This window comes from Streptomyces sp. NPDC055013, from assembly GCF_053608645.1.
In genome coordinates this window covers 12,886-36,504 of sequence record NZ_JBSGVW010000042.1, presented here as the reverse complement: position 1 = coordinate 36,504, position 23,619 = coordinate 12,886, and the positions used below count along the sequence as shown (strand labels likewise).

Below are 23,619 nucleotides of genomic sequence, written 5' to 3'. Positions count from 1 at the left end.
ACGACAGTGTCGGCGGGCCCGGCGCTTCCCCAGAACGGGGGAACGCGCTCGCTGTGGCGGAGGGGGAGCAGGACCGTGTCAGGCTTACGTGCCCAGCGACTGGCCGCACGCAGGTCCGAGCGCAGGAGGGCGGTCCGGCGCCATGCCATGGTCGTGGCGGCCTCGGTCGTGGTCGCCGTCGGCACGGTGACCGGCATGATGTCCGCGCTCGACGACAGAGGCCGTACCGACCAGGCCGGGCCATCCGAGGTGACCCGCTCGCCGAGCCTTGAGCCCCTGCCGCTCGTGCCCTCGCCCTCCCCGTCGGTCACGAAGTCCCCTTCGCCGACGTCGGCTTCACCGACGCCGAAGAAGAAGCCCGCCCCCCGGAGCCCCGCGCCCTCGCCGACCACGACCGAGAGGAAGCAGCAGCCCGCCGTGGTGTCCGCCCGCCTCTACCGCCACCCCGACTCCCAGGTCCTCGACTGGGTCCGCGACAACGCCGGCGACCCGCGCCACGCCGTCATCGCATCCCGGATCGCCGCCCAGCCGGCCGCGGTGTGGTTCGCCGACTTCACGCCCGACACCATCACCGCCCGGGTCCGCGCGGTCACTTCCGGCGGGTCCGCGCTGGGGCGGGTGCCGGTGGTCGTGCCGTACGCCATCCCAGGCCGTGACTGCGGCGGGTACTCCGAGGGCGGGGCGCCCGGCCTCGACGCCTACGACGCCTGGATCGACAGGTTCGCCGCGGGCTTGGGCTCCGGCGACGTCATCGTCATCCTGGAGCCCGACTCCGTCGCCCAGTCCGAGTGCCTCTCCGCCGGCGAACGCGCCGACCGCTTCGCCTCGTTGGCCCGCGCGGGCCGCACCTTCAAGGCGGCGAACCCCAGGGCGCGCGTCTACTACGACGCCGGGCACTCCGGCTGGAACGCGCCCGGCAAGCAGGCCGGGTGGCTGAAACAGGCGGGCGCCGCCTCGGCCGCGTCCTCCGACGGGATCTTCAGCAACGTCTCCAACTTCCACGCCACGACCGACGAGATCGCTTACGACCGACAGGTCCTCGACGCCCTCGACGGCCCCGCGAGCCTCGGTGCCGTCATCGACACCAGCCGCAACGGCGCCGGCGCTCCGGCCGACGGGGAGTGGTGCGATCCCGCCGGCCGCAGGCTGGGCCGGGCGCCGACGCTCAGCACCGGCGAGGCGCGGATCGACGCCTATCTGTGGGTGAAGCTGCCGGGGGAGTCGGACGGCTGCAAGGGCAGGCCGGGGACCTTCACGGCGTCGTACGCCTATGACTTGGCGCGCTGAGACCCCTCGCCGGTGTCGCTGTCCTCGTCGTAGGAGGACGTGCCCTCGTCGAGCAGCGGGTGCTGTGTCTTGAGGTGGGCGGGGGCGAACGCCCGCAGCGCGTGGTAGCCGGTGATGACCACCAGCGTGCCCAGCGCGATGCCGCTGAGCTGGAAGGTGTCGGTGAACTCCAGGGTCACGTTGCCGACGCCGATGATGATGCCCGCGGCGGCCGGCACCAGGTTCAGCGGATTGCGCAGATCCACCTCGGCGTTGATCCAGATCTGCGCGCCGAGCAGGCCGATCATGCCGTACAGGATGACGGTGATGCCGCCGAGGACGCCGCCGGGGATCGCGGCGACCACCGCGCCGAACTTGGGGCAGACTCCGAAGAGCAGCGCGAAGCCGGCGGCGGCCCAGTAGGCGGCGGTCGAATAGACGCGGGTCGCGGCCATCACGCCGATGTTCTCGGAGTACGTGGTGTTGGGCGGGCCGCCCACCGCGGTGGAGAGCACCGAGGCGGCGCCGTCCGCGGAGATCGCGGTGCCCAGCTTGTCGTCCAGGTTGTCGCCGGTCATCTCGCCGACCGCCTTGACGTGCCCGGCGTTCTCGGCGACCAGGGCGATCACGACGGGCAGTGCCACCAGGATCGCCGACCACTGGAAGGACGGGCCGTGCAGATCGGGCAGCCCGATCCAGTCGGCCTTGGCGACGCCGGACAGGTCGAGCCGCCAGTGGTCGGTGATCTTGCCGCTCGCGTCGGCCGAGTGGATCCTGCCGAAGATGTGGTCGAAGGCCCAGGAGATGCCGTAGCCGAAGACCAGGCCCAGGAAGATCGCGATCCGGGACCAGAAACCGCGCAGGCAGACCACCGCCAGACCGGTGAACAGCATTACCAGCAGCGCCGTCCACTGGTCCTGCGGCCAGTACGTCGAGGCCGTCACCGGGGCGAGGTTGAAGCCGATGAGCATGACCACCGCGCCGGTGACGATCGGCGGCATCGTGGCGTGGATGATCCGCGCACCGAAGCGCTGTACGGCGAGACCGATCAGGAACAGCACGGCACCGACGACGAGGACCGCGCCGGTGACGGTCGCGCTCGAACCGCCGTCGGCCCGGATGACCGCCGCGACGCCGACGAAGGAGAGGGAACACCCGAGGTAGCTGGGCACCCGGCCGCGGGTGGCGAGCAGGAAGATGACCGTCGCGATACCGGACATCATGATCGCCAGGTTGGGGTCGAGCCCCATCAGCACCGGCGCCACGAAGGACGCGCCGAACATGGCCACCACATGCTGGGCGCCGAGCCCGAAGGTGCGGGGCCAGGAGAGCCGTTCGTCGGGGCGGACCACCGCTCCGGGCGCCGGGGTGCGTCCGTCGCCGTGCAGTTTCCAGCGGACGCCGAGATCCATGGTGCGGTTTCGCTTTCGTCGTGCGTGCGGGTGACCGGACCATTGTCAGGGACGTCCGGGGCGGCGCCGACCGGGGTTGATCAGCGCCGACTCCTCTCGAACGGGGAGTTCAGGGGCGTGGGTCGGGAACCGCCGCGTCCGGGCGGCTGATCCTCGGGCGGTCGCGGTCCCCCGCGCGCAGCACGCGCGCGAACACGACCAGTCCGGAGGACAGCACGGTGACCAGGCAGAAGGACACCATCAGGCTGGTGGCCTGGGCGATCCCGCCGATCGCGCTCGGGGCGACCAGACCCGAGGTGTACGTGATCGTCGCGACGCCCGCGATGGCCAGCGAGGGGTTGCTGCCGCTGCGGCCCGCGGCCGCGAAGCACAGCGGCACGACCACCGCGATGCCCAGACCCAGCAGCGCGAACCCGGCCATCGCCAGGGCCGGACGGTCCGACACGACGATGAGCAGGCCGCCGAGCGTGGCGAGGACGCCGCCGGACCGGACCGTGCGCACGGCGCCGTAGCGGTCCACCACCTTGTCGCCTGCCAGCCGCGCCAGCGCCATGGTCAGCGTGAAGCCGGTCGTGCAGGCCGCCGCGAGACCGGCCGAGGTGTCCAGATGGTCCTGCAGATAGACCGCCGACCAGTCCAGGCTCGCGCCCTCCGCGAAGACCGCGCAGAACCCGACCGCGCCGATGAGCAGCGCCGACCGCGGCGGCAGCGCGAACCGGGGCGGCGGTTCCTCGTCCTCGGCGGGCTGCAGGTCGAGGACCCACCGGCAGGCCAGGATCCCGAGGAAGGTCAGGGTCGCCGCGGCGAGCGCGTGGTGCAGCCGGGCGTCCGAGCCCAGGTGGGCCGCGAGCGTGCCGGCCGCCGAGCCGATCAGGGCGCCCGCGCTCCACATGCCGTGCAGACCGGACATGATCGACCGCCCGAGGCGGTTCTCGACCTCGACGCCGAGCGCGTTCATCGCCACGTCCGCCATGCCCGCCGTGGCGCCGAAGGTGAACAGGGCCAGGCACAGGGTCAGCAGGTTGGGGGCGAGGGCGGGCAGGGTGAGCGCGAGCGTCCACAGGGCGATCAGTCCGCGCAGCGCGTTGCGGGCACCGAAGCGGTGGCTGATGCTGCCCGCCACCGGCATCGCGACGGAGGCGCCGAGCGCGGGGAAGGCGAGCGCCAGCCCCAACTGGCCCGCGCCGACGCCGGCATGGTCCTGGATCCATGGCACGCGCGTCGCGAACGAGCCGGTGACGGCGCCGTGCACGGCGAAGACGGACGCCACGGCATACCGGGCCCGCCTCACCTCGCGCAGGTCGTAGACCACTTCGCTCATCGTCCGGCCCCTCCCGGTGCTCGCTTCGTACCGTGCGACGCCGTAAACTATCAGGAACCCTGCCTGATAGATAGAGAATTTACGGGCCACGGCCGCCCACCCGCACCTCGCCGATCTGGAAGGATCCCGGCATGCCCGCATCACCGAGCACCGCCCGGGCCATCAACGACCGGCTCGCCCTACGACTGCTCCAGCAGGACGGCCCGTTGACGGCAGGGCAGTTGAAGCAGCTGACCGGACTGTCCCGGCCGACCGTCGCCGACCTCGTCGAGCGCCTCACCGACGCCGGCCTGATCGCGGTGGTCGGCGAGGCCGGGGAACAGCGGCGCGGGCCGAACGCCAAGCTGTACGGCATCGTCGCCGACCGCGCCCACCTGGCGGCGCTGGACGTGCGCACCGAGGGCGTCTCCGTCGTCGTCTCCGACCTGGTCGGGGCCGTGCTCGCCGAGGCGTCGGTGCCGATCGGCGGCGACATGGGGACCGGGCCCGCGGTGGAGCAGGCGGTGGCGCTGGTGGAGCGGGTCGCCAAGGAGGCCGGCGCGGACCGGCTCCATACGGTGGGGATCGGCGCCCCGGGCCTGATCGACCCGGCGACCGGGGAGCTGCGCGACTCCACCGGCCTGCCCGCATGGCACCGCCGCCTGGTGGCGGCCCTCCAGGAACGGCTCCCCGAAGCGCGCATCAGCGTCGAGAACGAGACCAACCTCGCCGCCCTCGCGGAACAGCGCGACGGAGCGGCCCGGGACCGGGACACCTTCGTCCTGCTGTGGCTCGGTCACGGCACCGGCGCGGCCGTGGTCCTCGACGGTGCGCTGCGCCGCGGCGCCTCCGGCGGCACCGGCGAGATCGGGTTCCTGCCGGTACCGGGGACGCCGGGGCCACCGTCGGCGGTGGACTGCGAAGGCGGCTTCCACTCACTGGCGGGGTCGGCGGCGATCGTGGAGCTGGCGGGGGAGCACGGGGTGAGCGTCGAGGGGGCATCCGTGCATGAGCCCGCGGCGGCGGGAGTGGTGAGGGAAGCGGTGGCGCCGGCCGGCGGGCACGAGGCCGGCCGTTCGGACCGCTTCCTCGACGCCCTGGCCGAGCGCCTCGCCCTGGGTGTCGCCTCCGTCGTCGCGATCCTCGACCCCGGCTGTGTGGTCCTCGGCGGGGAGGTCGGACAGGCCGGAGGAGAGCTGCTCGCCGGGCGGGTGGAGGAGCGGGTCCGGAGGATGACGCCCCTGGCCACGGTGGTGCGACCCAGCAGCCTGGGCGGCGGCGCGGTCCTGCGCGGAGCGCTGCTCACCGCGCGGGAGGCCGCCCAGGACGACCTGTTCGCACCGCCGGACCGCTGATCTGCGCGGCCGTACGGCACCCGTGCCGGGACCGGCGATGGCCTCCGCGGGAGGCCGCCCAGGACCCTGTTCGCACCGCCGGACCGCTGACCTGCTCGGCCGTACGTCCCCAGCTCCGGACCGCCCGATCGGGGGCCCAGCCCCGCCCCGGAACGGCCATCAGGCCCCCGCCGCCCCGGGCCCACTCCCGCCGGGCCCGAGGCCCTCCCCGGCGGCGTCGTCACGACGTACCGCCGCATCCGACCCCCACCCGGCAGTTGCCCGGGTCAGGAGCCCGTCGGCCCAAGGGCCGCCCTCAGGACCCCTGCCCGCTCCCGAACCGCCGCCCCAGATACTCCTCGAACGTCCCCTTCCCCACCGCATGGTCGGGCGCCAGATGGCCGCCCGAGCGGAACCCCTCATACCCCTTGCCCCGCAGCGGCAAGCTCACCACGGCCCGCTTCCGGCCAGTCGCCTGCAGATACGCGCGGGCCAGCGAGTCGAAGGTCCGCACCTCGGGGCCCGCCATGTCCTCGACCCGGCCGGCGGGGGCGGCAACGGCCAGCTCGGCGAGGCGGTCCGCGACCTCCGCCACCTCGATGGGCTGGTCCTTCACACGGGCCGGCAGCAGCATGACGGGCAGCTTGGACAGCATGCCGAGCACCCTCACCAGCAGGTCGTGGAACTGGGTCGCGCGCAGCACGGTCCAGTCGAGCCCCGACTCCTCGATCAACTTCTCCACGGCGAGCTTGGACCTGTAGTAGCCGTACGGCACCCGGTCGACGCCCACGATCGAGATGTAGACCAGATGCCCCACCCCGGCCCTGCGCGCCGCCGCGATCAGATGCGCCGCCGCCTTCTCGTCGCCGCCCCCCGGCGAGCTCGCGCAGTGCACGACCGTGTCCACGCCCTCCATGGCCACGTCCAGGCCGGGGCCGCCCTTGCGGAGATCGACGGCGTACGGCTGGGCACGCCTGCTGAGGACCCGTACCTCGTGCCCGTCCGCGCGCAGCCGTTCGCTGACGAGCCGGCCGAGTGTTCCGGTACCGCCGGTCACCAGGATCGTGGTCATGCTGTTGGTCCCTTCGGACGCCGGGCATCCCCGGGTGGAACGCCCTTCGTCAGTTGGGACCGAGTACCCCATCCGGAATGTGACAGCATGCGGCCGCGCTCTGCGGCGAAACTGCTACGCCCGCGCCAGCTGACGGCGTACGAAGTCCAGCTTGTCCGGGTTCACCATGGCCCACGCGTGGGCGACCAGCCCGTCCCGCACCTCGAAGGCCACCACCGAGAGCAGCGTGTCGCCCTCCCACGCGGCCAGCGCGGTGGAGCCGTTGATCTCGACCGCCGTGAACTCCACGCCCGCCAGGAACGTCCGCGTCGCACCCGCCAGGAAGCGGAACACCTTGTCCCGGCCCTCGATCGGCCGCCTGGCCGCCGAGACCTTGCCGCCGCCGTCGCTGGACCAGACGACGTCGGCCGCCAGCAGCTTCTCCAGCCCGCCGAGGTCGCCGTCGCGGGCCGCCGTGAGGAACGACCTGACCAACTCGTCCTGCCGCTCGGGAGTCGACTCGAACCGCGACCGCTGCTCACCCACCCGCTGCACCGCCCGCCGGTACAGCTGCCGGCAGTTGGCCTCGGTCAGCTCCAGCGCCTCGGCGATCTCCCGGTGGCCGTACGCGAACGCCTCGCGCAGCACGTACACGGCCCGCTCGGTCGGTGTGAGCCGCTCCAGCAGCACCAGCATCGCCATGGACACGGCGTCCCGCTGCTCGGCGGACTCCAGAGGCCCGAGCGTGCCGTCCGAGGTGACCACCGGCTCCGGCAGCCAGGGCCCGACGTACTGCTCGCGCCGGGCCCTCGCCGAGGTCAGCCGGGTGAGACAGAGGTTCGTGACGACCTTGGCGAGCCAGGCTCCCGGATACTCGATCGCCTCGCGGTCGGCACCGCTGAAGCGCAGATACGCGTCCTGGACGGTGTCCTCGGCCTCGTCGGCGGAGCCCAGGATGCGATAGGCCAGGCCGAACAGCCGGGGACGGTGGGTCTCGAACTCGTCGGCGATGGCGGTCGTCATGCCCCTCACCCTGCCAGAGCCGCCGCCGGCGGCGGTCGTTGGGAGACCCGGCGGCGGGCAAGGGCCGTCGTCACCGCCGCCGGGCCGTCTGCGCGGGGCTCAGCAGGCTCCGAGGTCCTGCCACACACCCCAGTCACCGGTGGTGCCGGGCTCCTCGCCCTTGGTCCACCACTTGGCCTTCCACGAGTGCCCCTTGTGGGCCACCGTGCTGCCCCCGCCGTATTCCGTCGTGGCATTCCAGACGGGGCCCGTGCACTCTCCACCGGAAGAGGTCGGAGTGGGGGACGGGGTTCCCGACCCCGGCTCCACGACGGTCGTCCCGCGTGCCAGGTCCCCGGCCAGCGCGTATGTCTTCCCGCCGAACGTCACCGTCCAGTTCGACGGTGTCGACACGGGCAGGTAGTACACGAAGTCCAGCTCCGCCGACGCCCCCGGTGCCAGCGTCTGCCAGCTCGGCAGCTTCAGCGAGACCCGGTGATGGTCGCCCTTGAGTCCGCCGACGTTGCTCCCCGTGTGGTCGCTGCGGATCACCGAAGTCCCCCAGCCCGACTGGTCCTTGGCGTTCGCGGGCGCCGAGGTGCCGTAGTCGAACTGGAACTCCGTACCGCCGGGCAGCGGCGCCGTCGAGTTGTTGGTGATCCTCAGCTTGGGGCTGATGGGGTAGTTGGAGTCGCCGAGTGGGAACTGCCCGAAGTCGACGTCGATGTCCAGCGCCTCGGCCGGGAGGTCGATCGTCGACCGCTCGGCGCCGTAAGGGGAGGCCGACTTGAACTTCTCGTACATCGCGGAGGTCAGGGTCGACCCCGGCTCGTACTGGCCCTTGCCCGCGTTCCAGCCGTAGTCACCGGCCAGCTCCCACACCATCGTGCCGCCGATGCCCCGGTCGACGACGTAGTCGGCCTTGGCGTTCACCGACTGCTCGTCCTCGGTGGACAGGAACACCTTCTTCTCGGCGTTCCACAGCCAGGGCGCGACCAGCGTGGAGTCGTACTTGCGGGCGTACGTGCCGGTCAGCCGGGTGTCGGCCGGGAAGCCGTACTTGGTGACGTAGTCCCCGACGACCCCCTTCTCCAGGTTCTTGGCGTGCCACATGGGGTTCGAACCCGCCGGTGACTCCTTGCCGTCGGTGTCGAGGTCGTGCCAGAGGTTGTCGATCCCGACGGCCCCGTCCCCGCACTTGGTCAGTCCGGAGCCCGCGGGACAGGACGTCGAGGGCGCCTTGCCCCACAGTCCGTCCGTGCCGCCCGTGACGTTCCTGAACCCCCTGGTGTAGTAGGGGAGTCCGATGTTGATCCGGCCCGCGGGCATCGAACCGCGGAAGTAGTGGTACGCCCAGTCGGTGTTCAGATAGCCGATTCCGCCGTACTGGGACGTGGAATACACGCCCGCCGCCGCGAGTTCGGCGTCCTTTCCGTCGTCGAAGAGTGAGGCATTCGGGCCGACGTACTCGTTCCAGGCGCCGTGCAGGTCGTACGACATGATGTTGACGTAGTCCAGGTACTTCTGGACCTGGAACGTCTCCATGCCGCGCAGCAGATATCCGGAGGAGGGCGCCGCGACGGAGAGCAGGTAGTGCCTGCCGTCCGCCGCGCCCGCGCGGTCGAGCCTCTCGCGGAGCGTCCTCATCAAGGCCGCGTAGCCCTTGACGAGGCCGGACCGGCGGGCGTTGGACACGGACCAGTCGAACGGGTGGCCCGCGTCCTTCATGGACGTCGGGTACTCGTAGTCGATGTCGACGCCGTTGAATCCGTACTTCCTGATGAACCCGACCGCCGAATCCGCGAACGTGTCGATACCGGCCTGATTGACCGAGCCGTCGGCGTTCGTGGCCATCGAGTAGAAGCCACCCGAGTTCACTCGCGTGCCACTGTCGTCGAAATAGCCCCCGGTCTCGGCCCAACCACCCACCGAAATCAGCGTCTTGACGTCCGGGTGCTGCTTCTTGAATTTGTTCAGCAGATTGAAGTGGCCCTTGTAGGAGAACGCCGGATCCATGTCCGCGCCGCTCACACCGGGCCAGGTCATGCCCGTCGCCGGGTTGTTCGCGCTGTCCGTGCCGACGGAGATCTTGTTGCTGCCGTCGATGTGAGCGAAGGCGTAATTGAGGTGGGTGACCTTGTCCCACGGGATGTCGGGGGCGAGATAGGCGGGCGTGCCGTCCTTGCCGGTGCGCCAGCCGGTGAAGTAGCCGATCACCCGGCGCTGGTGGTCGGCGCCCATCTTCTCCCGGCCGGCCGAGTCGTAGACCGAGCAGTACGGCACGTCGACGGCGGGGGTCCGGTAGAGGCCGTCGGGGCGGCAGGAGTCGTTGTCGGCGGCGTGCGAGACGGTCGCCGGGAGTCCGGCCAGAACCAGGCCGGCGACCGTACCGAGGGCGGCGAGCAGGGCCGGTCTCACCCGGTTGCGTGAAAGGGACAGCAAGTCGGTTCCTCTCCACGGAAGTTGGGCAGACCCTAAAGAGGACTAGACCAGTCAGTCAATAGGTATGGACCAATAGGTGATCGGTCCATGAGGACGGCTGAATCCCGGCGCGGCCTCCGGGCGGAGAAGTCCAGCCAAGCGGCCTGTGAGCCACCCCACAGAGTTCGCCCGTATGGACGCCGATCAGGCGTGGCACACTGGCTCTGTACCAGTAGCAGCGCACTCCGGGGTCGGTGAAAGTCCGAACCGGCGGTTACAGTCCGCGACCCGGTCGCCTCCAGCGGCCGGTTGACCAGGTGAAATTCCTGGACCGACGGTTAAAGTCCGGATGGGAGGCAGTGCGCGGCGGGCGGGCATTCGTGCGCGCCGCCGTACCGGTTCGTCCATGAGGCGAGCCCTGTCCGGCGTCGCCCTCGGTGTCTCTGCTCGTACATTCTGTCGTCATCGACAGCCCCGGAGTCCGTGCCCCGATGTGGCAGGAGGACCCGGGAAGTGTTCACCGGAATCGTCGAAGAGCTGGGCCAGGTCACGGCCGTCGAGACCCTCGACGACGCCTGTCGCTTCCGACTGCGTGGCCCCGTCGTCACCGAAGGCGCGAAGCACGGCGACTCCATCGCCGTGAACGGCGTCTGCCTCACGGTCGTCGACCACGAGGGCGACGAGTTCACCGCCGACGTCATGGCCGAGACCCTCAACCGCTCCAGCCTGGGTGCCCTCACCGTCGGTTCCCGCGTCAACCTCGAACGCCCCACCGCCGTGGGCTCCCGCCTCGGCGGCCACATCGTGCAGGGCCACGTCGACGGCACCGGCGAGGTGCTGGACCGCAAGCCCTCCGAGCACTGGGAGATCGTGAAGATCTCGCTCCCCGCCGACCTCTCCCGGTACGTCGTCGAGAAGGGCTCCATCACCGTCGACGGCATCAGCCTCACCGTCGTCGACGCCGGACCCGACCACTTCACCGTCAGCCTCATCCCCACCACCCTCGACCTGACCACGCTCGGCCTCAAGCAGCCCGGCGACCCGGTCAACCTCGAGGTCGACGTCATCGCCAAGTACGTCGAGCGGATGCTGGGCCACCGGGTCTCCTCCGACCGGGTCTCCTCCGAAGGGGCGACGGCCAAGTGAACTCGCTGAACTCCGAGGCCTTCACCCTCTTCGGCCAGCACATCCTCTGGTCCGACATGGTCGGCAACCTCTTCGGCCTGGCCGCCCTCGCCCTCGGCTGGCGGCGCTCCATCTGGACCTGGCCCGTGCAGTTCCTGGCCGGCCTGATCCTCTTCGGCGCCTTCTACGGCCACCTCACCGGCAGCGCCGGCAAGCAGGCCGTCGTCATGCTCGTCGCCCTGTTCGGCTGGTGGCAGTGGCAGCGCGGCAAGGGACAGGGCGAGGACGGCCACATCGCCGTCCGGTTCGCCACCTGGCGCGAGCGCGGGGCGATGGCCGCCGCGGCCGCGGCCGGCACCGTCGCGGTGGCCCTCCTCTTCAAGGCGTACCCGACCCTGTCCTGGGACCCCTGGCCCGACGCCTACATCTTCGTCGGCACCATCGTCGCCATGTACGCGCAGGCGCGCGGCATGGTCGAGTTCTGGTTCGCCTGGCTGCTCGTCGACCTGGTCGGCGTGCCCCTGAACTTCGCCAACGGCTACGCCTTCTCCGGCTTCGTCTACGTCATCTACGGCGCACTCGTCCTGTGGGGCATGCGCGACTGGTGGCTGCGCTCCCGCAAGGATGCGCGGCCCGTCCTGGAAGGAGCGCCAGCATGACCACGGCACCGATCCTGTACCGCACCGAGGACATCGAGGACCTCACGCTCGACCCCGTCGAGCAGGCCATCGCCGACATCGCGGCGGGCCGCCCGGTCGTGGTCGTCGACGACGAGGACCGTGAGAACGAGGGCGACCTCGTCATCGCCGCCGAGCACGCGACCCCCGAGATCGTCGCCTTCATGATGAGCGAGTGCCGCGGCCTGATCTGCGCCCCCATGGAGCCGGACGAGCTGGACCGGCTGGAGCTCCCGCAGATGGTCCAGGACAACACCGAGTCGATGAAGACCGCGTTCACCGTCTCCGTGGACGCCTCGGCCGCGCACGGCGTGACCACCGGCATCTCGGCCCCCGACCGCTCGACCACGCTCCAGCTCCTCGCGAGCGGCAAGGCGGAGCCGTCGGACCTCGTCCGCCCCGGCCACATCTTCCCGCTGCGCGCCAGGCCCGGCGGCGTCCTCGTCCGTAACGGCCACACCGAGGCCGCCGTCGACCTCGCCCGGCTCGCGGGCCTGCGCCCCGTCGGCGCCATCGTCGAGATCGCCGGCGAGGACGGCGAGATGCTGCGCCTTCCCGAGCTGGTCCCGTTCGCCCGCAAGCACGGCCTGACGATCATCTCCATCGAGGACCTCATCGCCCACCTGCGCGGCGCCCAGCTGCCGAAGCCGGCCGAGCAGGAGCCGCCCCGGGCCGAGCAGCGGCCGGTCCGCTCCGAGCGACCGGCCCCGGCCGAGCCCACCGTCCGGCGCGAGGCCGAGGTCCACCTGCCCACCGCCCACGGCACCTTCACGGCGTACGGCTACCGCTCCACCGTCGACGGCGTCGAGCACGTCGCCCTCGTCCACGGCGAGATCGGCGACGGCGAGGACGTCGTCGTCCGCGTCCACTCCGAATGCCTCACCGGCGACGTCTTCCACTCGCTGCGCTGCGACTGCGGGCCCCAGCTGGAAGCGGCCCTGGAGCGCATCCAGGCCGAGGGCCGGGGCATCGTCGTCTACCTGCGCGGCCACGAGGGCAGGGGCATCGGCCTGATGTCCAAGCTGCGCGCCTACGAACTCCAGGAGCGCGGCCGCGACACCCTCGACGCCAACCTCGAACTCGGCCTGCCCGCCGACGCCCGCGACTACGGCGCCGGCGCGCAGATCCTGGTTGACCTCGGTGTGCGCAGCGTGCGCCTGCTGACCAACAACCCCGACAAGTCCGACGCGCTCCTCGGCCACGGCCTCAAGGTCACCGAGCGGGAGCCGATGCCCGTACAGGCGGGCGAGCACAACCTGACGTACCTGCGCACCAAGCGCGACCGGATGGGACACGACCTGCCCTGGCTGGACCCGGCACCCGTGGCCCCCCTGACCACCTGCACCAACCAGTAAGAGCACACCGAGGAGACTTAAGAACGTGAGCGGCAAGGGCGCACCCGAACTGTCCGTACGCAATGTGGGCGACCTGCGGGTCGCGGTCATCGCGGCGCAGTGGCACGAGAAGGTGATGGACGGTCTGGTGGACGGCGCCCTGCGCGCCCTGCACGACCTGGGCATCGACGAGCCGACCCTGCTGAGGGTCCCCGGCAGCTGGGAACTCCCGGTGGTCGCCAAGGTCCTCGCGGGCCGCGGCTACGACGCGATCGTCGCCCTCGGCGTCGTCATCCGCGGCGGCACCCCCCACTTCGAGTACGTGTGCCAGGGCGTCACCCAGGGCCTGACGCAGGTGTCCGTCGAGACCGGCGTCCCGGTCGGCTTCGGCGTGCTGACCTGCGACACCGAGGAACAGGCCCTGGACCGAGCGGGCATCGAGGGGTCCAACGAGGACAAGGGACACGAGGCGGTGACGGCGGCCGTGGCGACGGCGGCGACCCTGCGTTCAGTATCTGAACCCTGGCGCTGACGAAAGGCACATGTGGCATAGGCTGAGCGTCACCATGTCCAATAAGACGTTCGAGGAGCTCTTCACCGAGCTCCAACACAAGGCAGCCCACGGCGACCCCGCCACTTCCCGCACCGCCGAGCTGGTCGGCAAGGGCGTCCATGCCATCGGCAAGAAGGTCGTCGAGGAGGCCGCCGAAGTCTGGATGGCCGCCGAGTACGAGGGCAAGGAAGCGGCCGCCGAGGAGATCTCGCAGCTGCTGTACCACGTCCAGGTGATGATGGTCGCCCGCGGCATCTCCCTGGACGACGTCTACGCCCACCTCTGAGCACCACCACCCCCGCACACCGTAAGAGCGAACGAAGGAAGCCGACCTCATGCTGCGCATCGCCGTCCCCAACAAGGGTTCCCTGTCCGGCCCTGCGGCGGAGATGCTGCATGAGGCCGGCTACCAGCAGCGCCGCGAGTCCAAGGAACTGCGGATCGTCGACCCGGTGAACGAGGTCGAGTTCTTCTACCTGCGCCCGCGCGACATCGCGATCTACGTGTCCTCCGGCAAGCTCGACATCGGCATCACCGGCCGCGACCTGCTGATCGACTCCGACGCGGACGCCGAGGAGATCCTGCCGCTCGGCTTCGCCCGCTCCACCTTCCGCTTCGCCGCCAAGCGGGGCACGGCGCACGGCATCGAGGACCTCAAGGGCAAGACGGTCGCCACCTCCTACGAGGGCATCGTCGCCGGTCACCTGGCCGAGCAGGGCATCGACGCCTCCGTCGTCCACCTCGACGGCGCCGTCGAGACCGCCATCGAACTCGGTGTCGCCGAGGTCATCGCCGACGTCGTCGAGACCGGCACCTCCCTGCGCAACGCGGGTCTGGAGGTCTTCGGCGAGCCCATCATGAAGTCCGAGGCCGTCGTCATCCGCCGCACCGGCGCGGACGCCGAGGAGTCCAAGGTGCAGCAGTTCCTGCGCCGCCTGCAGGGCGTCCTGGTCGCGCGGACGTACGTGATGATGGACTACGACTGCCGCGTCGAGCAGCTCGAGAAGGCCGTCGCCCTCACGCCGGGTCTGGAGTCCCCGACCGTGTCTCCGCTGCACAACGAGGGCTGGGTCGCCGTCCGGGCGATGGTCCCGGCCAAGGAGGCCCAGCGGATCATGGACGACCTGTACGACATCGGGGCGCGGGCCATCCTGACCACGGCCATCCACGCCTGCCGCCTCTGAGCCGAGGGGCCGTACACCGATGTCTTCCGAACTGCCCACCCTGCCCGTCACGTTCCGGCCGGGTCGCACCAGGGCCGTCCTGCTCACCGCCGGCACCGCGATCTTCGTCGTCATCACGGCGGTCGCGCTGCTGCTGGAGAAGCTCGGCCCGGGGGAGCGGCTCAGCTTCATCTTCACCGGCGCGCTGATGTTCGGCGTGCTGGCCATGCTGGCGCGCGTGAAGGTCGTCGCCGACGAGTCCGGCGTCACCGTGGTGAACATCGCCACCAGGCGCCGTCTGGAGTGGGCCGAGATCGTTCAGGTGAACCTGCGCCCCGGCGACCCCTGGGTGTTCCTCAACCTCAGCGACGGCACCAGCCTGCCCGTACTCGGCATCCAGCCGGGCATCGCCAAGCAGCGCGCCATCGCCGACGCCCGCACCCTGCGGGCGCTCGCCGAGGCCCGCTCCGTCAGGGATCCCGAGGAGCATCAGGGCTGAGACAGGTCCCAAGGGCTGACTCGGGGGCATTCACCCTGCCGTAAATCGCGATGTCTTGATTAATCTGTTGGCGGAGGCGTTTCTGTGACGCCTCCGCCTTTGATGGTCCAACCGGCCTTCAGAGGTCCCCTGCTACCCGAGGAGTGATTCCCTCCAGCGATGGACGGATCGTCCTGTAGTACCTGCGCCGCCCCCTCCCGACATACCGGGGCGGCGGCATCATGAGCGTCCCCTTGCTGCTTCTCGCAGCCGCGTTCCTCCTGATTCTCGCCAACGGCTTCTTCGTGGCCGCCGAGTTCGGCCTGGTCACGGTCGAGGCGACGGACGCCGAGAAGGCCGCCGCGGAAGGCGACCGACGGGCCCACCGGGTTGTCGAGTCGCTCAAGGAACTGTCCTTCCAGCTCTCCGGCACCCAGCTCGGCATCACCATCACCTCCCTGGTCGTCGGCATGCTCGCCGAACCGGCGCTCGCTCAGCTGCTGGGCGGCCCCTTCACCGCGATCGGCATCCCCGAGGGTGCGGTGTCCGGTGTGGCCGTGGTCGTCGGCATGCTGCTGGCCTCGGCCGTGCAGATGGTGATCGGCGAGCTCGTGCCGAAGAACTGGGCGGTGTCCCGGCCGATGCAGGTCGCGCGCTTCGTCGCCGGCCCGCAGCACGCCTTCGCCCGGCTGTTCCGCCCGGTGATCGCCGGCCTGAACTCCGTCGCCAACCGTCTCGTCCGCGCGCTGGGCATCGAGCCCGCCGAGGAGCTGGCCTCCGCCCGTACGCCGGGGGAGCTGGTCTCCCTGGCCCGGCACTCCGCCCAGGCCGGCGCCCTGGAACAGGACACCGCCGACCTCTTCGTACGGACCCTGTCGCTCGCCGAACTCACCGCGCAGCACGTCATGACCCCGCGCGTGAAGGTCAGCGCACTGCACTCGTCGGCGACCGCCGAGGACGTGGTGAACCTGACCCGAGCCACCGGTCTGTCGCGCTTCCCGGTCTACCGGGAGAAGATCGACGAGATCGTCGGGATGGTCCATCTGAAGGACGCGCTGGCGATCCGTTCGAGTGATCGTCTGCGCACCCCGGTCGGCCGCATCGCCCGCCCGGCGCTACTGGTCCCCGAGACCCTCCCGGTCCAGCCCCTCCTCGCCCAGCTGCGCAGCGAGCAGCCCATCGCGGTCGTCGTCGACGAGTACGGCGGCACGGCCGGGGTGGTCACCCTCGAGGACATCGTCGAGGAGATCGTCGGCGAGGTCCGGGATGAGCACGACGGCCAGGACCTGCCGGAACTCGCCGCCGCCCCGCCGGAGGACGGCCGCCCCGCCTGGGACGCCGACGGCAGCTGCCGCGTCGACATCCTCCTGCGCATAGGACTCGACGTGCCCGAGGGGCCGTACGAGACCGTCGCCGGACTGGTCGCCGACCTGCTCGGGCGGATCCCGGCCGTCGGCGACAAGGCGGAACTGCCGGGCTGGCGGCTTTCGGTGCGCCGGGTCGGCCACTACCGCGCCGAGCGCGTCCGGCTGGTCCGGACCGGTGCCGTGGTGGAGGTCGCCCGATGAGCGTGCTCCAACTCCTCTTCGCCGCGCTGCTCGTGCTCGCCAACGGATTCTTCGTCGGCGCCGAGTTCGCCCTCGTCTCGGTCCGCCGCAGCCAGATCGAACCGCTGGGCACGGCACGGGCCCGTCAGGTGCTGTACGGCCTGGAGCGGCTGCCGCAGATGATGGCGGCGGCGCAGTTCGGCATCACCGTCTGCTCACTGACGCTGGGCGCCGTCGCCGAGCCGACGGTGGCGCACCTGCTGACGCCGGTGTTCGAATGGATCCATCTGCCGCACGGCCTGATCCATCCGCTCACCTATGTCATCGCGCTCGCCGCGGTGGTCTTCTTCCACCTGGTCATCGGCGAGATGCTGCCGAAGAACCTGGCGATGGCGGCGCCGGAGAAGGTCGCGCTGTGGCTCAGCCCCGGCCTGGTGTGGTTCGCCCGCTTCTGCAAGCCGATCACCGTGGCTCTCGGCGCCGTGTCGCATGCCATCCTGCGGCTCTTCCGCGTCGATCCGAAGGACGAGGTCGAGGCGGTGTTCACGAGCGAGCAGCTCAACCGGCTCGTCGAGGACTCCGGCCAGGCGGGCCTGCTCGACCCCGAGGAGCAGGAACGTTTGGAGGACGCCCTGGAGCTGGGCTCCCGCCCGGTGACGGACGTCCTGCTCAAGCGTGAGTCCCTGGTCACCGTCAGCCCGTCGGTCACCCCGGGCCAGATCGTCGCGCTCACCGCCCGCACCGGGTACTCCCGCTTCCCGGTCGCGGCGGAGAACGGCGCCTTCATGGGCTACCTGCACGTGAAGGACGTACTCGACCTGGAGGAGTCGCAGCGCGCGGTGCCGCAGCAGGTGTGGCACCCGATGACGACACTGCGCTCCGAACTGCCCCTGGACGACGCCCTCACGGTCATGCGCCGCGCCGCGACCCACCTCGCCCAGGTGGCCGACGCGTCCGGCAAGGTGCTGGGGCTCGTCGCCCTGGAGGACGTACTGGAACTCCTGGTCGGCGAGGTACGGGACCCTGCGCACCGGGAGCTGCCGGAGGTGCGGGTGACTGCGCCGAGGGTGAACACCGGGGAGCCGGAAGAGGCAATGGCCGGCTGATCGCGCACCGGCTCGCGGGATCCGTCACATCGCCGACGGATCCTGCGGGCCCCTTCCCGACAGCACCTCGCCGTACGCCTGCATCAGATCCGGCAGCCGCAGCGTCGACAGGTCGTCCCTCGTCAACGCCCCCGGATAGGTCGACAACCGCAGATCCCGGTACGCACAGCTCTTCTCGTACAGCGTCCGCAGGAACCGTCCGTTGCCCAGCTCGTCGATCCATCCCTGATCGACCACGTGCCCGGCGATGGACCGCAGCTCGTCCAGTGCCTCCTCGTCCCACACGTCCCCGTTCTCCGCGGCCAGCACCTCGCCGATCGAGGTCAGTTCGAGGGGACGGTACGAGGGGAAGTCGACGCGGGACGTGAAGCGCGAGGACAGACCGGGGTTCGCGGCCAGCAGCCGGTCCATGCCCTCGGGATAGCCGGCGAGGATCACCACCAGGTGGTCCCGGTTGTCCTCGGCCCGCTTCAGCAGCACCTGCAGGGCCTCGTCGCCGTACGCGTCGCCCTTGCCGTAGCCGGAGTTGGACAGGGAGTAGGCCTCGTCGACGAAGAGGACCCCGCCGAGCGCGGAGTCGATGAGTTCATTGGCCTTCACGGCGGTCTGGCCCAGATACTCGCCGACCAGATCGGCGCGCTGGGCCTCCACTAGATGGTCGCCGCCGAGGAGCCCGAGGGCGTAGAAGACGCGGCCCAGAATCCGGGCGACCGTGGTCTTGCCGGTGCCGGAGGGGCCGGAGAAGACGAAGTGCCGTTTGGGCGGCTGCACCGGCAGCCCCTGCCCGGTGCGCAGCCGGGCCATGTTCAACTGGGCGGACAGCGCCTTGACCTGGCGTTTGACGGGCTCCAGCCCGACCATGCGCTCGAGCTCGGCGAGCGCCTCCTCGAGTAACTGGGGGTCGGTGGGACCGGCGGGCAGCTGCTGCGCCGGTACGGACGTCTTCTCGCGCACCGCCGGGTCGGCCACCGACGGCAGCGGACCGGTGGGCGGCAGATCGGGGTCCGACAGCTTCAGGTCCCGTCCCTCGATGCCGAAGAGCGGGTCGAGTCCGTCGCCCAGGTCCTGCCCGATCCCGGTGAGGGTGATCGCCGCGAGATCGGCCGGGTCGTCGAATCCGTCGCCCTCGGCGATGGCCGCGAGCCGGGCCGAGGTGTCCATGAAGGCGGGGTCGACGCGGTGTACGGCACGGTAGAGCGGGAGGGCCGCGGCGGACCGGCCCGTGCCCTCGTGCGCCCGGGCCAGCCAGTACCGCAGTTCCTTGCGCTGCGGCTGCTCGCTGCGGCACCGCATCAGCGCGGCCGACAGCAGCGGCTCGGCCTGCCCGTACATCTCCAGCCGGACCCGCGCCATGCCGCCGAACAGGCCCGCCTCGATGCCGAGCATCGTGTCGTCGAGCAGTGGGTCGGTGTGCCGGACCAGCTGGTCCCAGTCCTTGACCAGATAGGCGCGGCAGGCGTGCAGGAAGCGGACCTGGTGATCGGTGTCCACGGGCGGGAGCCCGGCCAGCGCCCGGTCCAGCTCCGGGACGTGCCGGCCGTCCAGCCAGTGCGAGGCATGCGCCAGCAGCAGATCGCGCGGGCTCTCCAGCACCGGCTGCACCCACCAGCCCAGCCAGTACCAGGAGTTGATGGTCCGCCGATGCCGCGCGCGCTGTTCCCCGAAGCGGTCCCGGTGCCGGAACATCCGCAGCAGCGCGGTCGTCGTGTCGACGCGCAGCGCGTGCAGGCCGAGCCAGCCGTCGGCCATCCCGGGATCGATCCGGACCGCGGTGCGGAACTCCTCCTCCGCCTGCGGATAGGCCCCCATCGTGTAGGCATCCACGCCTCGCAACCAGGCGAGGTCGGCCGGAGCCTCGGGGCCCCGCGTGCCGAAGTCCATCACGTCCCCCACAAACCGTGCCCCCGTCGGTTGGCAGACCGCTCGTCCGTCGGCCGCCGTGGTCGAACCGCCGTGCCGCAGACCGGAGTTGCAACGGTGCGCAGAGCAGCCGTCCGTAGGTCGCACCGATGGCATCGTACCTGCGAGGGTGTCGCCCGCCCCAGGGTGCCGCACGGGCCGTTTGTCGAGGTGGAAGCAGATCGGGCGGAGCGCCCTCGGTGACCGAGGGTGAGCGAATCGCGCCTCTCGGCGCCCGAAAAGTGGGGTGAGGGCAGAACGAAGCCCCCGATCACGGGGGAACAACCGGGGGCTTCGCGTCTGCGGGCGGCCTCGAATGACCGCACATTCAGAACGTAAGTCCTGTACGGCCCCCGGGTCAAGCAGAGTTGAGGCACTCCGCGAACTTGCTCCGGAGGGCTCTTCACAACTTCAGCACATTGCCGATGGGTCGTCACCGTGTGTGATGGCGTGGTCCGGTCCATTGGTCTCGGCAGGCCCAGGAATCACCTCATATCCCTTCCCGCACTGCCGAACCAGAAGGTCCGCGAAGGGCCTGGACGGGTCCTCGTCGAAGTGCTTTCGCTCCGCCCCGACCCACCCGTCCCAGAACTCCCGCTGCTCCTCCCCGTCCCGCGCGCGGCCCCGCGCCCAGGACTCCTCGCGCGGCAGTTCCATCCAGAGCAGCTGGGCGAGATACGGGCGCAGGGCGCGGCGGCCGGCGCCGACACCCTCGACGAGCATCACCGGGGCGGGCGGCAGCGCGCGGGGCGGTCCGAAACGGCGGGCCCGCCAGTCGTAGGGCGTGCAGTGGGCGGTCCCGCCCCGCGCGAGCGGTTCGATGACCTGGGCCAGCAACCGCCCGGTCCACTCGAACAGCTCGTCGTGGCTCGCGATGTCGTCGAGGCGCAGCACCGGGGCGTCACCCAGTGCCCGGGCCAACTGCCCGGCGAACGTGGACTTTCCGGAGCCGGCGTGCCCGTCGACGCCGATCAGGCGGACCGGGCCGCAGGACGGGGGGAGCCGGCGGAGCCGGGTGGCGAGGTCGTGAATCGTTTTTCCTGAAGTGAGACGGGGTGGTGGGCATATTTCGTTGGAACATTCTAGTAGCGGGTGAAAGCGGATGCAGAGACGGGATGAGAAAAGGTGTCGCTTTGAACTAGCCACCGGATGTCCGCAATGCCGCCGAAAAACTCAAGCCACCACAGTGAAATCTGCGTTCCGGTTGAGCCGCACGCTGAGTAAGGTGCCTGGTGTGCAACTGTGAGGCGCCGTAACGGGGATGGGCTGGGACAGATGGCCGCGGGGTTATTCGAGGGGCAGTATGTGTGGCATCCGGCGGCCGACGACCGCGTGCTCGCGAGCGTATGCGTCGATGTCCGGGCCGGGCGATATCTGAGCGCCGGCGATGCCCTGGCCGAAACGCGCGGTGACTTCGCCCTGCGGGCCCATCGCTCTCTCGTGCTCGCCTCGGAGGCCGCCGACTCCGATCTCGTCGAGCGCTGGCTCGCCGACGACCCCGGACCCGAGGCGGCGCTGCTGTGGGCGCGGGTGGCGGTGCTGCGGGCGCTGCGCGCGGCCGACGCGCGTGACCCGCGCACCGAGGCGCTGGAGCGGATAGCGCTGGCCGCCTGCGACCGGGCCGCGACGGCGGACCCCGCCGATCCCACGCCCTGGGTGGCCAAGCTGGCCATGGCCCGGCTGCACCGGCTGCGCGACCGGGCGCCGCGCGGGCTGCTCACCGCCCCGCCCGGGCCGTGGCGCCTGTTCGCGCACATCCTCTCCATCGACCCCTGGCACCGCGAGGCCCACCACCGCTTTCTGGCCTGCTTCTTCACCCGGTACGGCGGCTCCGTGACCGCCGCCTGGGACGTCGCCGCCTTCCTCGGCCAGCGGGCGCCCGCCGACTCGCCGCTGCGTCTTCTGCCGCTGGTCGCCCTGGTGGAGTGCTACGACCCGACCCAGCTGCTCGCCGACCGGGTCTGGGAGCAGCCGCAGTGGCGTACGACCGCTCTGGCGATCCACCACGCCTGGCTGCCCACCGTCACCGACTACTCCTTCACACCAGTCCTCGACCTGGCCTACCTCGCGCATGCCCTGGTCATGGCCCGGCACGAGGAGGAGGCACGCGCCGCCTTCACGGCGATGGGGCCGTACGCCTCGCGCATGCCCTGGTCCGCCTTCGGTGACCCGGCCGAGCAGCTGTCCCGGGCGCGCCGCGTCTGCGGCCTGCCCGTGCCGGGTGCCTGACGGACCGCAACCCCCCACCAAGAGAAAGGTCCGACCCGTGTCAGAACGGATGACGGCCCCGCGTGCCCGAGCACGCGGGGGAGCCGATCCGAGCGCGCTCGACGACGACGCGACCCTGCATGCGATGGGCTATCCGAGAAAACTCACCCGCCGCTTTCAGGCGTTCGACAATTTCGCCATCTCATTCACCATCATCAACATAATCTCGGGAATCTTCTCGGGAATAGGATTCGGTCTGAACGCGGGCGGTCCGAGCGTTCTCGTCTTCGGCTGGATCGGCGTCTCCGTCATGGTGCTCTTCGTGGGAGCAGCAATGGCGGAAGTCGCCTCCGCATATCCGACGAGCGGTGCTCTGTATTTCTCCGCCGGAAAACTCGCCAAACGCCACAAGGGTGCCTGGTCCTGGTACACCGGCTGGCTGAACTTCGTGGGCCAGGTCGGCGGCACGGCCGCCACCGGGTACGCCGCCGCGACCTTCACCCAGGCGTTCATCGCCCTGCAGTGGCCCTCCTACGAGCCGTCGGGCCACCGGACGGTGCTGATCACAGCGCTGATCATCGTGCTGCAGGGGCTGGCCAACACCTACACCGTGCACCTGGTGGCCGTACTGAACCGGATCTCGGTGTGGTGGCTGCTGATCGGCCTCGTCGTCATCGTGAGCGCTTTGGTCGTCATGCCCGATCATCATCAGTCGGCTTCGTTCGTCACGCATTTCGCGAACAACACCGGTTTCACGAGCGCCCTTTACGGCGGGATGCTCGGTCTGCTGGTCACGAGCTGGACCTTCACCGGCTTCGACGGCAGCTTCCACATGTCCGAGGAAACCGTCCGGGCGACGGTCAATGCGCCGCGGGGGATCACGCGGGCGATCGCATACTCCGCGATAGCGGGGCTGCTGCTGATGCTCGCATTGGTCTACAGCATTCGTGACTACGACCGTGTGGCGAGCGCCGACGCACCTCCCGTGCAGATCCTGATCGACGGGCTCGGAGTGGACACCGCCAAGGTGCTGCTGTTGATCGTGATCGGCGCGATGCTCTTCTGCGGCCTCGCCAATCTCACCAGCAACACCCGGCAGATCTTCGCCTTCTCCCGGGACGGCGCGATGCCCGGCTCCCGCTGGTGGCATTCGGTCTCGCCGCGCACCCGCACCCCCGTGAAGGCGGTGTGGCTCGCGGTCGCCTGCTCGCTGGCGCTCGTGCTGCCCGGCTGGTGGTCGCACACGGCGTTCACCGCCATCGTCAGCGTCAACGTCGTCGGCCTCTTCCTCGCGTACGCCGTCCCGATCCTGCTCCGGCTGCGCCTCGGTGACGAGTTCCAGCCGGGGCCGTGGCACCTGGGCCGCTGGGGACGGCCGGTCGGGGTGGTCGCGGTGACCTGGATCCTGCTCAGCAGCGTCCTGTTCATGCTGCCGCACGCCTCGCCGGTCACCGTCGACACCTTCAATTACGCACCGATCGCACTGGCCGGCGTCCTGGCCGTGGCCACGGTGTGGTGGTTCGCCTCGGCCCGCCGCCGCTTCCACGGCCCGGTCAGCTACGGCCGCCCCGACGAGGTCGCCGCAATGGACCTCGTCTGACGATTCGTCACCCGTTCCCGGCGTACGCCGCCGCAAGGGCGTACGCCGGGACCGCCGCTCGTCCATCCCACCCGGCACGCGGGGCGGTTGGGGGGGGGGGGGGGGGGGCCGGGCCCCCGCCCCGGCCTCGCGGCCAGGGCCAG

Annotated in this window: 20 protein-coding genes and 1 riboswitch; of the genes, 13 read left to right on the top strand and 7 right to left on the bottom strand. The window is 70.7% G+C overall.

What is annotated here, in order from left to right:
- The first annotated feature begins 147 nt into the window (after positions 1 to 147).
- A complete protein-coding gene (locus ACWGDB_RS35820; protein ID WP_453826314.1) occupies positions 148 to 1,287 on the top strand; it encodes a glycoside hydrolase family 6 protein in 1,140 nt (379 codons plus the stop codon).
- On the opposite strand, the gene ACWGDB_RS35815 is transcribed toward ACWGDB_RS35820, so the two are convergent.
- Together ACWGDB_RS35815 and ACWGDB_RS35810 are read right to left on the bottom strand one after the other, a co-directional pair.
- Positions 1,269 to 2,678, bottom strand: coding sequence for a uracil-xanthine permease family protein (locus tag ACWGDB_RS35815; protein ID WP_453826281.1), 1,410 nt, complete (start codon positions 2,676 to 2,678; stop codon positions 1,269 to 1,271). The genes ACWGDB_RS35820 and ACWGDB_RS35815 overlap by 19 nt on opposite strands.
- A 109-nt stretch (positions 2,679 to 2,787) precedes the next feature.
- Complete coding sequence (locus ACWGDB_RS35810; RefSeq protein ID WP_453826280.1) at positions 2,788 to 3,999, bottom strand: MFS transporter; 1,212 nt, start codon at positions 3,997 to 3,999, stop codon at positions 2,788 to 2,790.
- Between the two features lie 131 nt (positions 4,000 to 4,130).
- Here ACWGDB_RS35810 and ACWGDB_RS35805 point away from each other — a divergent pair, with 131 nt between their 5' ends.
- Complete coding sequence (locus ACWGDB_RS35805; protein ID WP_453826279.1) at positions 4,131 to 5,333, top strand: ROK family transcriptional regulator; 1,203 nt, start codon at positions 4,131 to 4,133, stop codon at positions 5,331 to 5,333.
- 295 nt (positions 5,334 to 5,628) lie between these two features.
- Here the strand turns inward: ACWGDB_RS35805 and ACWGDB_RS35800 are convergent, their stop codons facing one another.
- From ACWGDB_RS35800 to ACWGDB_RS35790, 3 genes are all read right to left on the bottom strand, one after another.
- Complete coding sequence (locus ACWGDB_RS35800; protein ID WP_453826278.1) at positions 5,629 to 6,384, bottom strand: SDR family oxidoreductase; 756 nt, start codon at positions 6,382 to 6,384, stop codon at positions 5,629 to 5,631.
- 114 nt (positions 6,385 to 6,498) lie between these two features.
- Entirely contained in the window at positions 6,499 to 7,386 is an 888-nt protein-coding gene (locus ACWGDB_RS35795) for an RNA polymerase sigma-70 factor (RefSeq protein ID WP_383631594.1), read from the bottom strand.
- Between the two features lie 99 nt (positions 7,387 to 7,485).
- Positions 7,486 to 9,807: a chitinase C-terminal domain-containing protein gene (locus tag ACWGDB_RS35790; protein WP_453826277.1), complete on the bottom strand. Its 2,322-nt coding sequence runs from the start codon at positions 9,805 to 9,807 to the stop codon at positions 7,486 to 7,488.
- A gap of 215 nt (positions 9,808 to 10,022) precedes the next feature.
- Positions 10,023 to 10,153: riboswitch (FMN riboswitch) on the top strand.
- 146 nt (positions 10,154 to 10,299) lie between these two features.
- Here ACWGDB_RS35790 and ACWGDB_RS35785 point away from each other — a divergent pair.
- From ACWGDB_RS35785 to ACWGDB_RS35745, 9 genes are all read left to right on the top strand, one after another.
- Entirely contained in the window at positions 10,300 to 10,932 is a 633-nt protein-coding gene (locus ACWGDB_RS35785) for a riboflavin synthase (protein ID WP_453826276.1), read from the top strand.
- Complete coding sequence (locus tag ACWGDB_RS35780) at positions 10,929 to 11,570, top strand: nicotinamide mononucleotide transporter family protein (protein WP_215122669.1); 642 nt, start codon at positions 10,929 to 10,931, stop codon at positions 11,568 to 11,570. The genes ACWGDB_RS35785 and ACWGDB_RS35780 overlap by 4 nt, the downstream gene beginning before the upstream one ends.
- Complete coding sequence (locus tag ACWGDB_RS35775; protein ID WP_453826275.1) at positions 11,567 to 12,943, top strand: bifunctional 3,4-dihydroxy-2-butanone-4-phosphate synthase/GTP cyclohydrolase II; 1,377 nt, start codon at positions 11,567 to 11,569, stop codon at positions 12,941 to 12,943. The genes ACWGDB_RS35780 and ACWGDB_RS35775 overlap by 4 nt, the downstream gene beginning before the upstream one ends.
- Before the next feature lie 25 nt (positions 12,944 to 12,968).
- Positions 12,969 to 13,454, top strand: a complete 486-nt coding sequence (gene ribH, locus ACWGDB_RS35770; RefSeq protein WP_003988915.1) for a 6,7-dimethyl-8-ribityllumazine synthase — start codon at positions 12,969 to 12,971, stop codon at positions 13,452 to 13,454.
- A gap of 34 nt (positions 13,455 to 13,488) precedes the next feature.
- Positions 13,489 to 13,761: a phosphoribosyl-ATP diphosphatase gene (locus ACWGDB_RS35765; protein WP_030946750.1), complete on the top strand. Its 273-nt coding sequence runs from the start codon at positions 13,489 to 13,491 to the stop codon at positions 13,759 to 13,761.
- Positions 13,762 to 13,810: 49 nt separating this feature from the next.
- The gene (gene hisG / locus ACWGDB_RS35760) at positions 13,811 to 14,659 is read left to right on the top strand and encodes an ATP phosphoribosyltransferase (protein WP_453826274.1); all 849 of its coding nucleotides are present in this window, start codon (positions 13,811 to 13,813) and stop codon (positions 14,657 to 14,659) included.
- A 19-nt stretch (positions 14,660 to 14,678) separates the two neighbouring features.
- Entirely contained in the window at positions 14,679 to 15,137 is a 459-nt protein-coding gene (locus ACWGDB_RS35755) for a PH domain-containing protein (protein WP_453826273.1), read from the top strand.
- 221 nt (positions 15,138 to 15,358) lie between these two features.
- Positions 15,359 to 16,684 (top strand): hemolysin family protein, encoded by a 1,326-nt coding sequence (locus ACWGDB_RS35750; RefSeq protein WP_453826272.1) that lies wholly within the window; start codon positions 15,359 to 15,361, stop codon positions 16,682 to 16,684.
- Positions 16,681 to 17,769 carry a hemolysin family protein gene (locus ACWGDB_RS35745; RefSeq protein WP_453826271.1) on the top strand — a complete coding sequence of 363 codons (1,089 nt, stop codon included), beginning with the start codon at positions 16,681 to 16,683 and terminating at the stop codon, positions 17,767 to 17,769. The genes ACWGDB_RS35750 and ACWGDB_RS35745 overlap by 4 nt, the downstream gene beginning before the upstream one ends.
- A gap of 24 nt (positions 17,770 to 17,793) precedes the next feature.
- On the opposite strand, the gene ACWGDB_RS35740 is transcribed toward ACWGDB_RS35745, so the two are convergent.
- Together ACWGDB_RS35740 and ACWGDB_RS35735 are read right to left on the bottom strand one after the other, a co-directional pair.
- Positions 17,794 to 19,650 (bottom strand): AAA family ATPase, encoded by a 1,857-nt coding sequence (locus tag ACWGDB_RS35740; RefSeq protein WP_453826270.1) that lies wholly within the window; start codon positions 19,648 to 19,650, stop codon positions 17,794 to 17,796.
- Between the two features lie 429 nt (positions 19,651 to 20,079).
- On the bottom strand, positions 20,080 to 20,700 hold the full coding sequence (locus ACWGDB_RS35735; RefSeq protein WP_453826313.1) for a uridine kinase family protein: 621 nt from the start codon (positions 20,698 to 20,700) through the stop codon (positions 20,080 to 20,082).
- Positions 20,701 to 20,943: 243 nt separating this feature from the next.
- Between ACWGDB_RS35735 and ACWGDB_RS35730 the strand changes: the two genes are divergently transcribed.
- Together ACWGDB_RS35730 and ACWGDB_RS35725 are read left to right on the top strand one after the other, a co-directional pair.
- A complete protein-coding gene (locus tag ACWGDB_RS35730; protein WP_383612990.1) occupies positions 20,944 to 21,897 on the top strand; it encodes a hypothetical protein in 954 nt (317 codons plus the stop codon).
- 37 nt (positions 21,898 to 21,934) lie between these two features.
- Complete coding sequence (locus tag ACWGDB_RS35725) at positions 21,935 to 23,476, top strand: amino acid permease (RefSeq protein WP_453826269.1); 1,542 nt, start codon at positions 21,935 to 21,937, stop codon at positions 23,474 to 23,476.
- The last annotated feature ends 143 nt before the right edge of the window (positions 23,477 to 23,619 follow it).